Below are 14,856 nucleotides of genomic sequence, written 5' to 3' on the forward strand. Positions count from 1 at the left end.
TGTTGGCTGCACTCGCTCACCCTAGTCACATAGTTTGCTATGCTCCCAGGGATTCACTCCCTTGCCGTCGCGATGCATCTTGAAATCCATAGGGTATATATCTCAGAAAAATTTAATCATAAAACTGACTGATATTCTCTTTTTCTTGACCGGATACGATGACGTTTAACAGTCGTTCATAATATGTAGCCATCCTATCAATGACTGCTTCTGTATATAATTCCGGATTGTAATTGAGTTCACAACTGATATTCTGTGGCAAATATAAGAAATTCATCCCAAGTGATTCAAAAGGAATTATTTCTGTATCTATCACTTCCACATCAAGATTTGGCAATGATAATTTTTCATCTTTAGACACGTCGATAAAATCATAGAAATTTTGTGCATCCAAATAGTTAAACAGAACGTTAAATATACCTTCCCTCGCCTTTTCTCCCACCACGTCAATCACGACAGACATGTGGATATTAGAATTCTCTATGGCGCGATGAATAGACTGGCTAACCTGCTTAATAATTCCTTGTAGGCTCATTTCCTTATTGATATTGGATTTTACTATCAAGTCACCCAAGAATAATCCTATTGTTTGATGGCTTTCTATGCGAGTTCGGTCAGCTTTTGGCGAGGTGACAATATGTTGTGATTCACCGGAGTGCATAAAAAGAGAAGTGTGGAACAAAGCCATAAATAACATATAAGGTGTGATTTTATGAGTTTCACAATATTGCAAAACAGCTTTATCCAGCGAATCAGGTATTTTGATATGACGGGCATGAGACCGATATTTTGAAGCCAGATGTTTTCTGAAAGAAACTGGAAAATCGCGTTCTGGATTAACATCATCAAATTGTTGTTGCCAGAATTTAATTTGTTTTTTAGCTGCCTCAGTCGCATGGATTTCTTGCAACTCATAAACATAACCAGAATATTGCATAGCAACGGGTGGCAATGTGTTTTCTTGCCCCTGTGAATAAGCGGTATATAACTGTTTAAACTCATTCATAATGATATTGATAGACCAGCCATCGGAGATAATATGGTGTACATCAATCAATAATACCATGATTGTTTCCGAAACAGGCAGTAGGAATGTCTTGATTAACGGGCCATTATAAACATCAAAAGGTGTTCTTAATTTCTCTTCCCAGAGCTTGTTAATTACAATAATAATTTGTTCTCTCTCGGTTCCTCTTGGTAACGCTTCAATAACTTGAAGATTGATTTTCATATTGTTATCAGGCTGCATGAAAATCTGCTCATTTTCTTGATAAAACTTAAAACGTAAACTTTCATGTCGTTCCAAGATGGTATTTAAACTTTTTTCCAACGCACTGTGATTCAGTTCTCCCTCCATCAGCAAAGTAACGGGTACGTGGAAACTGTCCTCCAACAACGCTTCTTGAACAAAATACCAATACATTTTCTGACAATATGAAATAGGCATTTTTCCATCAAATGTATTGTGATCAGATATATTGTGAGTTGTCTTTAGTGCGGATATTTCATGCTTATGACTGTGACGAATCACACTTGCAATCTGAGCAATAGTTGGATTCGCAAACAACTCATGCATACTGAAATGATTGGTTAACGTATTTCTTATAGCAGCGGTTATTTTAACTGCTAAGAGTGAATGACCACCGAGTGAGAAGAAATTATCATAAATACCAATTTGATTGATTTTTAGATGTTCTTGCCATAACTGACAGAGTTTTTCCTCGATTTCATCTCTCGGCGCGATATAAGCCTGACGACGTAAGTCATTTTCATCTGGAATAGGCAACGCTTTTTTATCCACTTTATTGTTTAAATTCAGTGGAATACGTTCCAATGGGATATAGAGACTGGGCACCATATAGTCAGGCAGTTGTTTTTTCAAGGCGGATTCCAGTAGCTCTGCAAGTTCTCCTCTAATAGCAGGAAGTCGCAGATAATCAGCTAAATGCGTTTGGCTGTAATCTGCATTAAAAGCGGCCGCTTTCTCCGCCAGCCAATTCGCACTCGGGCAAACATAAGCAATGAGTTTCCTCTCCTCACTGTCATGACCATCAACGATCACGGCTGCATTACTTAAAATCTCCTGCCCCGCCAGCACAGACTCGATTTCCCCCAATTCAATGCGATGGCTGCGAATTTTAACCTGCGAATCCCGGCGGCCAATGAATTCCAACTCACCTTCCGGCGTCCAGCGTACTAAATCACCCGTACAGTAAAGTCGGTCTGCCGGGTTGGTACTGAAAGGATCACGGATAAACTGTTTTTCCGTGATATCCGGTGCATTACGGTACCCCCGTGCCAGTTGAATACCGCCGATATGCAGTTCCCCGACAGCCCCGAGAGGCAGCAGATTACCGTCGGAATTCAGGATTCGCATCACGGTATTCGGCAACGGTTTTCCAATCGTCACTCGCTTATTTGCTGTTAATAAGGCGGAAGTCACAATCGAAGTACACTCTGTTGGGCCATAAACGTTAAACAGCTTTCTGCCCTGCGACCACTGCGCAGCAATATGCGGCGCCACAGCTTCCCCTGCCAGCAACAAGGTTGAAACTGTGCGCCATTTGTTGAAATCCAAATGAGGCAACAGCGCAGGTGGCAGTACGGCATGAGTAATGTGGTGTTTTTCAACTATCTCATCCAACCATTCAGGCGAGCGGCGATGTGTTTCTGAAATCAAATACAGTGGGGCGCCATAAGATAGGGTCATTGCCATTTCCAACACTGCGGCGTCGAAACTCCAGGAAGCAAACTGCAACCCGCGAATATCAGCATCCGCACCGAATAACGCGGCTTGTGCTTGTGCCAGATTCACCCAACCTTTGTGCTCCAGCATCGCCCCCTTTGGCCAGCCGGTAGAGCCAGAGGTATAAATAACATAGGCCAGATGATTTTCTGTCAGGGGCACTGAACGATGAACGATATTGTCGGTGGGCAGGTTTTGCACATATGACTGTGCCGTTTCGACATCCAGACAGATAACACGTTGCTGACTGATAGGCAATTTATCAACCAGTGGTGTTTCGGTCAGGATAAATTCAGCCCCACTGTGCTCCAGCATGTATTGCAGGCGGGCTTGCGGATAACTGGCATCCAAAGGCACATAAGCGCCACCCGCTTTGAGAATGCCCAGCAGTGCAATCACCGTTTGCAACGACCGGGGAAGGCAAATTGCAACCAGAATATCTGGCTGGATACCCTGCTCAATTAGGTAATGCGCCAATTGATTAGCCTGAGCATTAACTGCCTGATAACTTAAGCTTTCCTCACCAAAAACCAGCGCGGTTTTTTCAGGATTCAGTGCCACTTGTTCTTCAAACAACTCATGGAAGCAGCGCCCTTGTGGGTAATGGTTCTGTGGCCCATTTAATTCATGCAGTAAGGTATGCTTTTCAGCTTCTGACAATAATGGGAGTTCATGAATGGAGGGCGCTTTATTGACTGAATCATCTGTCATTACCTCAACAATGCCAGAAAGCAAGGTTGCGTAATTGGCGATAAATCTTTCAATGGTACTGCTATAAAACAGACTGGTATTTGCAATCCATACTATAGATAATTCGCCTGTCTGTTCTTCTTCAAAAACATGAATTTCCAAATCAAACCGAGTCGTTCTAAATAAATTATCTCCGAGTTCAATAATATCATCCTGTCCCAGTATTGCTTCACGTCGGTTATTCTGTACTGCAAACATGATTTGGAAGATGGGATTATGGTTTAGGTTCCGTTCCGGGCTGAGCTTTTCTACCAACATATCAAATGGCAAATCTTGATGTTCGTAAGCATCCAGGATGGTACGGCTGTTTTGCTTTAATAATTCACTGAACGTCGGCTGACCGGATAAGTCTGTTCTGATAACCAATGAATTAACAAAAAAACCGATCAGAGGTTCAATATCAGGATGTTGTCTGCCGGCAATAACGGTTCCAACCAGAATATCTTTTTCATTACTATAGCGGCTCAGCAATACGGCAAAAGCCGTTTCCAAGAACATAAATAGTGTCACTTTATGCTTGGCACATAATGCTCTGATTGCTTGGGTAAGATGTGCTGAAATGCGCTGTAGATGAAGCCGCCCTTCGATATTTTGTTTTTCCGGGCGTGGATTATCCAGCGGTACACGGTGGACGGATGAAATTCCGGCTAACTGATTCTGCCAGTATGTCAGTTGTTTTTTCAGCACATCATCTTGCAGCCAACCCTGTTGCCACTGGGCATAATCGGCATATTGAATTCTCAGCGGCGGTAGCGGATTTGCTTTAGCCTGACTATAAGCTTTGTATAACGTGAAAAATTCATGGAGAAATATTGCCATCGACCAGCCATCGAAGGCGATATGATGTATCGTATAAATAATAAGATAATCATCTGCTGCCAATTTTATTAACCGGATGCGCAACATCAGGTCCGCGCTAAGGTTAAAAATCAGATTCTCTTCTTCCTTACTAAGTTGTTTTACCTGATCGTTTTTCTCAGTTTCAGACAACGCAGATAAATCATGATGTGTAATCGGTAAATCATAATCAGCGGCAATAAATTGCCGCGGTTCGTTATTGATGATTTTAAAATAGGTACGCAGGACTTCATGGCGTTCAAGTAATGCCTTAACGGCTGATTCAAACGCCTTTATGTTAATGAATTCCCGCAGCCTGAAATCCCCCATACAGTTATATTGGGGACTTCCTCCATCCAGTTGATCAATAAACCATAGTCGTTGTTGAGCAAATGAAAGCGGATAATGTTCCGCTTTGCCATCACGCTGAATATCTTGCAAAAAGTGATGAGTTTGCTCTTCTGAATCGAGCTGGTTCAGAAAATCAATCAACTCCTGTTTATGTTGTTTCCATTCACTGAGCAAGGCGGGTGGAATACTGCCGCGGCTGGTCTCGTATTGTAAACGGTTATCAGTAACAAACAGAGTAATTCCCTGCTCTAAAGACTCATTAATAATTCGCGCGGCATTTCTCATATTTCACCCTTCAATAGTTCTTGCGCTGTCTCTTTCCCAGCCTGGAAATGTTTTCTTTTTTCTTTGATAAGATGAATAGTGACAACCTGTGATAGCTGCTCAAGCGTCGGGTGTTCAAAAACACTTCTCAACGGAACTTCTATTTCTAATTCGTTACGTATTGAACTAATAAGGCGGGTTGCCTGAAGTGAATGTCCACCCAAGGTGAAGAAATTATCATAGATGCCGACTTGACTGACATTCAATAACCGCTTCCATAATTGACCAATCTTAATTTCTATTTCATTTCTTGGCGCTACATAGCTTTGTCGGCGTAAATCGTCTTCATTTGGGATCGGTAACGCTTTTTTATCCACTTTATTATTTAACGTGAGTGGCATTCGTTCCAAAGGAATATAGAGACCTGGAACCATATATTCTGGCAATTGTTGTTTCAGTGCGGATTCGAGTAATTCTGAAAGTTCTCCGCTAATGGCCGAAATTTGCGGATAATTAGCTAAATGGGTTTGATTATAGTCAGTACGGGCTTGTACCGGTGGTAATTCTCCACGACTAAAAATCACATCCAGCAAATCAGGTTGCTGTTGTGACCATGTAATGCCGCATTGATAACCACATTGTTCAGCGTATTGCAGTAAGGATTCGAATTCCTGAACCTGTTGCAATGCCTGTGGGGAGAAACTGCCGGCATTTTCTGGCGGCGTTATCATCTGATTGGCCGACCAGTGACGCAATCCTTCTGCCAAAGTGAGGTCATCTTTAATTCTGGCGTTGGGGATACCTGAAACACCTAATATATCCTCTGCGCCCACCTGCAATAAATTACGCAGACTGTCAAAAGAATCGAAATTATGCCAATTTAACAGTAATTCATGACAAGATTTGGTCTTTTCATCTCTTTTATGCAATATGACATCGTAACGATAACGCAACATCTCATTGTCGCCGATGCCACGTTTAACCAGAATATCAACCCGGCCAATTTCAGGGTAACGCTCCGGTAATTGGGCAAAATAAGTTGGACTGAGTAAAAACTCGGGTTCTTGTTGTAAACGCCGCTGAATACGGTTCGCCAGCGTCCCTACCTGAATACGCTGCCCGTTAAGATGACTTTGCTCTATCGCTGTAGCATGGGCGGTTAATAAATCTAAATTGCGGATATCTCCCAGCAAAATTTTCCCACCCGCTTCAACCGCCGGTATTAACTGTTCAAGTACTTTTTCCAGATATTGAACATTGGGAAAATATTGGACAACAGAGTTAATCACGACAGTATCAAATTCATCAGCACTCAATGTTCCTAAATTGAGTGCATCTCCTCTTCTGAGCTGCACATGTGACCAGCCACGTTGTTGCAGAATATGTTGATGCCGATTTAAAACCTCAGCCGAAATATCGGTCGCCACCACTGATTCGCACCATTCAGCATAGCGATACAGCAATAATCCGGTACCACAACCAATTTCCAGTAAGCGATGAGGATGCAAGGCTTTAATCCTGTGCATGATTCCTGCTAACCATTCCTCCATTTGCTCAAGGACAATCGGTTGTTCAGTATAGCTGTTCATCCAGCCACCGAAATCACTGTCTGATGCGACTGCATCACCGTTCTGAATGCTCTCTTTTCGAGTACTATCCGTTGTGGGTTGACGGTACTGCTCATCAAAAATTTCTGTCCAGTTCTCAACGCTGCTTGCGTTAAACTCAACCGCTTTTTCACCTAACCACTCTGTACTTGGGCAAACATACGCAATGAGTTTTTTATCTTCATCTTGACCATAAGCGATCACAACAGCACTACTTAAAGCATCATGCCCGGACAAAACTGTCTCGATTTCACCCAATTCTATACGGTGACTACGGATCTTAACCTGAGAGTCAACACGGCCGATAAATTCCAACTGACCATCCGGCGTCCAGCGCACTAAATCGCCCGTTCGATAAAGCCTGTTTTCCCTGCCATCCGTTACATGTGAACTGAATGGATCTCGGATAAATTGCCTTGCTGTGATTTCCGGTGAGTTTCGATAACCGCGTGCTAACTGAACGCCGCCAATATACAGTTCCCCGATAACGCCCATCGGAGCCAAATTACCTTCCTGATCAAGAATACGCATCACAACGTTAGGCAACGGTTTTCCAATCGTAATCTTCTCGTCAGTAAGTAACGCTGTAGTGACAATGGATGTACATTCTGTCGGGCCATAGACGTTAAACAGTTTTCTATTCTGTGACCAACGAACAGCAATCTGCGGTGGTACTGCTTCACCCGCCAAAAGCAAAGTTGAGACAGAACGCCATTTGTTAAAATTCAGATGTGGAAGCAGCGCGGGTGGTAACACAGCATGAGTTATCTGATGTTTTTCAACCACTTCATCCAGCAATTCAGGGGAACGCCGTTGGGTTTCAGAAATCAAATAGAGTATTGCGCCATAGGCCAATGTCATAGACATCTCTAAGATCATGGCGTCAAAACTCCAGGAGGCAAACTGCAACGCCCGGCAATGGGAGTCAATGCCAAATAAATCTGCTTGCGAGAATGCCAGATTAACCCACCCTTTATGTTCCAGCATCACCCCTTTCGGTTTACCGGTAGAGCCGGAAGTATAAATCACATAAGCCAGATGATTTTCCGTGAGCGGAAGTGGGCGCTCAGTAATATTATCCGTAGGCATATGTTGTAGCTGAGACTGGACTATCTCTGTGTCCAGACAAATCACTTTCTGCTGGCTAATTGGCAGTTTTTCAACCAGATGAGTTTCGGTCAGGATGAATTCGACTTCACTGTGATCCAACATATATTGGAGGCGGGCTTTCGGATAACTGGGGTCTAACGGTACATAAGCGCCACCCGCTTTAAGAATACCCAATAATGCCACAACCGCTTGTAGTGACCTTGGTATGCAAAGTGCGACCAACGTGTCCGGTATGATCCCTTGTTCAAGCAGATAGTGCGCCAATTGGTTAGCTTGCTCATTTAATGACTGATAGCTCAGGGTGTCATCGCCCAAAATCAGTGCATTTTTTTCAGGGTATTGTGATACCCGCTCTTCGAAGAGTTGATGGAAACATTTCCCGGTCGGATAAGGAATTTGTGGCCCGCTCCATTCATGCAGTAAGGTATTCCGTTCAGCGTCTGCCAATAATGGAAGGTCATGAACGGACGGCTCGCTGATACCAGTATGATGCTTCATCACATCAACAATATTAGTCAGCAAAATTTCGTAATTGGCGATTAATCTGTTAATGGTCGCATTTCTGAACAGGCTGGTGTCAGAGATCCATCCAATGGATAACTCACCTTCGTCTTCTTCATAAATATGGACTTCCAAATCAAATCGGGTGGTCAAAAGGGAACGTTCTTTAGATGTAACAATACTATCCTGCTCCAGCGTTGTATCCCGTTGATTATTCTGTACTGCAAACATGATCTGGAAAATAGGATTATAATTTAAATTCCGTTCTGGACTGATTTTCTCCACCAGCATCTCAAAAGGCAGGTCTTGATGTGCATAAGCATCCAGGATTGTGCGGCTATTTTGTTTTAATAGCTCACTGAATGTAGGCTGACCGGATAAATCCGTTCTTATCACCAGTGAATTGACGAAAAATCCAATCAAAGCCTCAGTGTCACGGTGTCTTCGGCCTGCAAGCGGCATGCCAACCAGAATATCCTTTTCACTACTGTAACGACTCAACAACACAGCAAAAGCCGTTTCCAGAAACATAAATAACGTCACTTCATGTTTGGCGCACAGCGCTCGAATTTCTTGGGTCAAAGCTTTTGAAATACGTTGTGGATGAACATTCCCTTCAAAATTTTGTTTTTCTGGTCGTGGATTATCCAGTGGGAAACGGTGAAGGGGAGAAATACCTGATAATTGGTTTTGCCAGTAATCCAGTTGTTTTTGCAGAATATCCCCTTGCAGCCAATCCCGTTGCCATTGGGAATAATCAGTATATTGAACTGGTAATGGCGGCAGAGGATTACCCTCGCCTTGGCAATAAGCGCGATATAATGTCAGCAGCTCGCTGATAAAGATTGCCAGCGACCAGCCATCACAAGCGATATGATGAATCGTATAGAGAATAAAATAATCATCATCTGTTAATTTTAGCAACCGAATACGCAGCATCAGGTCAGTGCTGAGATTAACAGCTTGTTTCCACTCTTGCTCGCCGAGTTGTTTAAGCTGTTGTTGCTGCTCAAATTCTGCAAGTGTGGACAAATCATGGATGGTAATCGGCAAATCATAGGAAGTTGCGACAACCTGCCGAGGCTCATTATCAATAATTTTGAAATAAGTACGCAGCGATTCATGGCGTTCAAGTAATGTTGCTATAGCCGCCTCAAAAGCGTTGAGATTAAGCGACTCTCTCAACCTGAAATCACCGGTGCAATTATATTGTGGGCTGCCTTCGGTGAGTTGATCGATTAACCACAAACGCTGTTGAGCAAATGAAAGCGGGTAATGTTCCGCACGCTCATAACGCGGAATACCTTGCAGTCGGTGAGTGTCCGAATCCTCTTCTGAATCGATTTGCTTGAGGAAATCAATCAATTCTTGTTTATATTGCTTCCATTCACTGAGAAGTTCCGGAGGAATGCTGTCTCGGCTGGTTTTATATTTCAGTTTGTTATCAATCACAAACAGAGTAATCCCTTGATTTAAAGCCTCATTGATAATTTGTGCTGCATTTTTCATATATCGCCTTCCAATAGTTCCTGTGTTGTCTCTTGCCCAGCCTGGAGATGTTTGCTCTTTTCTTTAACCTGATGAATCGTGGCGATTCGTGCTAATCGCTCAAGTGTTGGATGCTCAAAGACACTGCTCAACGGTATTTCAATGTTTAGATCATTGCGTATTAAGCTAATAAGGCGGGTTGCCTGAAGAGAGTGACCACCCAACATGAAAAAGTTGTCATAAATGCTGACTTGACTAACTCCCAATACTTCTTGCCATAACTGGCTAATTTTTCTCTCCACTTCATTTCTTGGCGCAACATAATTTTGTTGGCGGAAATCATTTTCATTTGGAATAGGCAACGCTTTTTTGTCCACTTTGTTATTTAACGAGAGTGGCATTCGCTCTAGCGGAATATAAAGGCTTGGAACCATGTATTCTGGTAATTGTTTTTTCAATGCTGATTCAAGTTGCTCTGAAAGTTCAGCTTTAATATCGGAGGATTGAGAAGGGTTGTTGGTATTAAATTTTAGCCCTTTTTTATCCAGCCAATCTTTGGTTGGACAAACATAGGCAATTAATCTCTTATCGTTCCCATAAGTAATAACCGCAGCGCTGCTTAAGGCGTCATGCCCGACCAGTGCAGTTTCGATTTCTCCCAACTCAATCCTAAATCCTCTAATCTTGACTTGAGAGTCAATCCGGTCAATAAATTCCACACTACCATCAGACAACCAACGGGCTAAATCTCCCGTTCGGTATAAACGTTGGGATTGGGATTTATCCGCCAAATCAGTCATAAATTTCGTTGCGTTTGTTTCAGGGGAATTCAAATACCCGCGTGCCAGTTGAATGCCGCCAATACATAATTCCCCGGCAACACCAATAGGCACTAGATTGCCTGATGGATCAAGAATACGGATAACGGTATTGGGCAATGGTTTTCCAATCGTAATTTTGTCATCAGTTAATAAGCCCGAAGTCACAATGGCAGTACACTCGGTCGGGCCATAGACGTTGAACAGTTTTCGATTCTGTGACCAACGAACAGCGATCTGTGGCGGTACAGCTTCCCCCGCTAAAAGCAAGGTTGAAACGGAACGCCATTTGTTAAAGTCCAGATAAGGCAGCAAAGCGGGTGGTAATACAGCATGGGTAATCTGATGTTTATCAACTAACTCATCTAAATATTCAGGGGTATGCTGTTGAGTTTCTGAAATTAAATAAAGTGCGGCCCCATACGCCAGTGTCATAGATATTTCTAAGATCATGGCATCAAAGCTCCAGGAAGCGAACTGCAATCCCCGGCTATATGAATCAACACCAAATAAACCCGCCTGTGAAAGTGCCAGATTTACCCACCCCTTATGTTCCAACATAACCCCTTTCGGTTTACCCGTAGAACCAGAGGTATAAATGACGTAAGCCAAATTATTTTCCGTTAGTGGGAATGGGCGTTCAGCGATATTATCCGCAGGCATGCGCTGCAATTGTGATTGTATTATTTCAGTATCCAAACAGACGACTTTCTGCTGGCTAATTGGGAGTTTTTCTATCAGATCTGTTTCAGTCAGAATAAACTCAGCTTCGCTGTGTTCTAACATATATTGAAGACGAGGTTTCGGATAACTGGGATCTAACGGCAAATAAGCACCGCCTGCTTTAATAATCCCCAATAGCGCGACTACAGCGCGTATTGAACGTGGAATACAGAGCGCGACCAATGTTTCTGGTTTGATCTTTTGTTCTATCAAATAATGAGCGAGCTGGTTAGCTTGTTTATTTAGCTCCCGATAACTTAATGAATTGCCGTCAAAAATAACCGCTGTTTTTTCAGGATATCGGACAGCTTGTTCCTCAAACAGTTCATGAAAACAGCCGCCATGCTGGCTATGATTCTGTGGGCCATTCCATTCATGTAATAAAGTGTGTATTTCAGCCTCTGCTAATAGTGGAATATCATGGACAGAAGGTTCCCTGTGTATTAGATCGGAACCAATACATGGCTTCATTATATTAACAATATTAGCAAGCAAGGTTTCATAATTGGCGAGTAATCTTTCAATAGTAATCTTGTTGAACAAGCTGCTGTCATAAACCCATAACAGGGATAATCCTCCCTCCTCTTCTTCATAAATATGAATTTCCAAATCAAATCGGACTTTCAAAAGCAGACGCTCTTCAAACTCAATATTATTATCCTGCGCCAGTGCCATATCACACTGAGTATTCTCCAGAGTAAACGCGATTTGGAATATCGGGTTATAATTTAAGTTTCGTCCCGGACTCAGTTTTTCCACCAGCATTTGAAATGGCAGATCTTGATGTGCATAAGCATCCAGGATAGTGCGACTATTCTGCTTTAACAATTCACTGAAAGTGGGCTGGCCGGATAAATCCGTTCTGATCACCAGAGAGTTAACAAAAAAGCCAATCAAAGGTTCAATATCATGATGTCTTCTCCCTGCAAGTGGTGTTCCGACCAAAATGTCTTTTTCATTACTGTAACGACTCAACAATACGGCGAAGGCTGTCTCCAGAAACATGAATAATGTGACTTCATGTTGGTGACATAAGGCTCTTATTTCTTGTGTTAAACCCTTTGAAATACGTTGCTCATTAAGCTGCCCCTCAAAACTCTGTTTCTCTGGTCGTGGGTTATCCAGTGGAAGACGGTGAAGTGGAGAAATACCTGATAACTGGGTTTGCCAATAATCCAGTTGTTTTTTCAGAATATCGCCTTGCAGCCAATTTCGTTGCCATTGAGCATAATCGGTATATTGGATTTTAAGTGGCGGTAATGGGGCTATTTCTCCTTGATGATACGCGCGATATAAGGTGATAAGCTCATTGATGAAGATTTCTATTGACCAACTATCACAGGCAATATGGTGAATGGTATAAATAATCACATAATCATTTTCGGCCAGCTTGATCAGGCGAATACGCAACATCAAATCAGTACTGAGGTTAAAAACCAAGTTATCTTCTTCTTTACTAAATCTTTTGACTTGAGATTCTTGCTCAGTTTCAGAGAATGCAGTCAGATCATAGAGTGTAATGGGTAAATCATAGGAATGTGTTATGACTTGCCGTGGCTCATTATCAATAATTTTAATATGGGTACGTAACGCCTCATGACGCTCAAGCAACGTTTTTACCGCAGCCTTGAAAGCGTCGAAATTCAGTTGTTCCCGTAATCTCAAATATCCAGGGCAATTATATTGGGGACTACCTTCGGTAAGTTGATCGATAAACCACAAGCGTTGCTGAGCAAATGAGAGTGGATAATGTTCTGCATTGCCATCACGTTGGATATTCTGTAATTGATATGTTTGAATTTCTTCTTCTGCATCGATCTGGCTCAGGAAGTTAATCAACTCTTGTTTATAGTTTTTCCATTCATTGAATAATTCCGCTGGAATACTATCACGGCTAGTTTCGTATTGTAATCGATTATCAGCAACAAATAGAGTAATTCCTTGATTTAAAGCCTCATTCACAATTTGCACTGCATTTTTCATATATCTCCTTGAAAATATCATATCAAATTGTTTATTAAGTGATTATTCATGATGTCCGTAATTTCAAAATAACAAATTTCTAATCATGTTAGCATATGGGCATCGAAAATCATTAGCTATGTTGTTTGATTTTATTATCAAAAACAGTGAGAAAATATGAAGGTTTTTTTAATAGATGAGCAATATAAAAATCACACCAAAATTAATAACCATTTAAACAGATAATAGGAACACTCTATTTACTCATTAACTATTTGCCTGCTATTAATATAAATCTGCATCTAAAAAAACATTAATCACAAAAACAACTGATATTCTCTTTTTCCTGACTAGACATAATGGCATTCATTAATCGCTCATAATATCGGAGTAAACTATCAATAGCTTCTTTGGAATAGAGTTATGGATTATATGTAAATTCACTATAAATTACGTTGATAACTTCCATTACCATTCTGGCGTATCCTCTTCAATATCGTTTTTTCTAAGACTAGATGCTCGTTGTCGTTTTTTCCCCTGAAGTTTAGCGAGTTGGATAGGAGATATGCTTTGTTTAGGAAGAAAAAGATTTAATTGTTCGGTTAAGTTTAATGCTGCCATAATGGCAACAAAAATCTCTAATTTGACTTTACCTTTTTCAGCATTCAGTACCGTTTTTCTTGTGACTCCAAAATGACACATTAAAACCATTATTATCTATAATGGTCAATTATAAGCACATTATATATCAATCGTAACTTTGTATGCTAATGTCCTATTAAAAAGACATTATAGACTTTAATAGTGATAAAATCCTATATATGGAAACATTATGAGATGAGTTGATATCGGTAGGAACTAAATGCACGCGTCATTGAATTAACCAAAGGAATGGTAATTGATTTGGATAAACATAACGAGGCCGTTCTTTATCGATCAATGTCAGAGTAACATGTGTTAATTTCTTACTGGTCCGGTTAAAAGCCAGAAATATCCCCTCTTTCTGCATATCTAACGACACATAATCGTCACCAGAATCTCCTCTAGGCTTACTCTTATAAGGAATTAAACCTTCATTAAAAATTTCCTGATAAGATTTACCTAGGCTATTTATTAACGCCTCTATATTTATCGTCATTATTTATATAACCCCTAGTATATAAACATGGATAACGGTTTATTAACCACTATCCAATAAAAGTAAAAAAAACTCTAGAAGACATTTATTCAAAACGTTCAAATATTAATGCATGTACCCGTAAATCAGCCAAATAGAGAAAACGAATTTCTGTATTAGGATAGTGAGAGATTAATCTTCACCCAGATTTTTTAAAAGTTAGATCACTTACCCTTTGATGTATTGTGTACCCAAACACAATATTGATTGCCGGATATAAGTCTTTTAAGCAATCGATATAAACATCCCAGCCACCAACCATGCCAATAATCGGTACTTCTGTAGCTTCATTAACCTCAGAAGGTTGACCTAAAATAGCTCTCACTGTGTCTTTATCCATTACAGGTTGAAATGGTGAAGGCATATTGCCTTTATAAATTTCAATTTCAGGTAAATATGATATCAAAGTAATGCATACAGAGATTAATTTTGGGGCTGTCCTAGATAAGTAATTTGATCTAGGATATCCAAATGAGAAAAAGTCGGATTAGCCAATACAAGCAAAAACGTCTTCAGGAGCTT

At 41.2% G+C, this 14,856-nt stretch carries 5 protein-coding genes and 1 pseudogene; all 6 read right to left on the minus strand.

The window, feature by feature from the left end; all coding sequences use genetic code 11:
• Positions 1-112: 112 nt before the first annotated feature.
• The gene (locus BA1DRAFT_RS17970; RefSeq protein WP_036781938.1) at positions 113-4,969 is read right to left on the minus strand and encodes a non-ribosomal peptide synthetase; all 4,857 of its coding nucleotides are present in this window, start codon (positions 4,967-4,969) and stop codon (positions 113-115) included.
• Positions 4,966-9,675 carry a non-ribosomal peptide synthetase gene (locus tag BA1DRAFT_RS17975; RefSeq protein ID WP_036781939.1) on the minus strand — a complete coding sequence of 1,570 codons (4,710 nt, stop codon included), beginning with the start codon at positions 9,673-9,675 and terminating at the stop codon, positions 4,966-4,968. Before BA1DRAFT_RS17975 ends, BA1DRAFT_RS17970 begins: the two co-directional genes overlap by 4 nt.
• Positions 9,672-13,178 (minus strand): non-ribosomal peptide synthetase, encoded by a 3,507-nt coding sequence (locus BA1DRAFT_RS17980; protein ID WP_082303721.1) that lies wholly within the window; start codon positions 13,176-13,178, stop codon positions 9,672-9,674. The genes BA1DRAFT_RS17975 and BA1DRAFT_RS17980 overlap by 4 nt, the downstream gene beginning before the upstream one ends.
• A gap of 447 nt (positions 13,179-13,625) precedes the next feature.
• Complete coding sequence (locus BA1DRAFT_RS17985; RefSeq protein ID WP_235201147.1) at positions 13,626-13,868, minus strand: hypothetical protein; 243 nt, start codon at positions 13,866-13,868, stop codon at positions 13,626-13,628.
• Positions 13,869-14,028: 160 nt separating this feature from the next.
• Positions 14,029-14,295: a DUF6392 family protein gene (locus BA1DRAFT_RS17990; RefSeq protein ID WP_051560848.1), complete on the minus strand. Its 267-nt coding sequence runs from the start codon at positions 14,293-14,295 to the stop codon at positions 14,029-14,031.
• A 178-nt stretch (positions 14,296-14,473) separates the two neighbouring features.
• Positions 14,474-14,764 (minus strand): annotated as a pseudogene (locus tag BA1DRAFT_RS17995) (DUF6392 family protein); the annotation flags it as partial.
• Positions 14,765-14,856 lie beyond the last annotated feature (92 nt).

Source organism: Photorhabdus aegyptia, from assembly GCF_000612035.1.
In the GTDB taxonomy this organism is placed as follows: domain Bacteria; phylum Pseudomonadota; class Gammaproteobacteria; order Enterobacterales; family Enterobacteriaceae; genus Photorhabdus; species Photorhabdus akhurstii.

Coding starts and splice junctions, on each gene's coding strand:
- BA1DRAFT_RS17975 (WP_036781939.1), bottom strand. CDS start 9,675: ATGAAAAATGCAGCACAAATTATCAATGAGGCTTTAAATCAAGGGATT.
- BA1DRAFT_RS17990 (WP_051560848.1), bottom strand. CDS start 14,295: ATGACGATAAATATAGAGGCGTTAATAAATAGCCTAGGTAAATCTTAT.
- BA1DRAFT_RS17980 (WP_082303721.1), bottom strand. CDS start 13,178: ATGAAAAATGCAGTGCAAATTGTGAATGAGGCTTTAAATCAAGGAATT.
- BA1DRAFT_RS17985 (WP_235201147.1), bottom strand. CDS start 13,868: ATGGTTTTAATGTGTCATTTTGGAGTCACAAGAAAAACGGTACTGAAT.
- BA1DRAFT_RS17970 (WP_036781938.1), bottom strand. CDS start 4,969: ATGAGAAATGCCGCGCGAATTATTAATGAGTCTTTAGAGCAGGGAATT.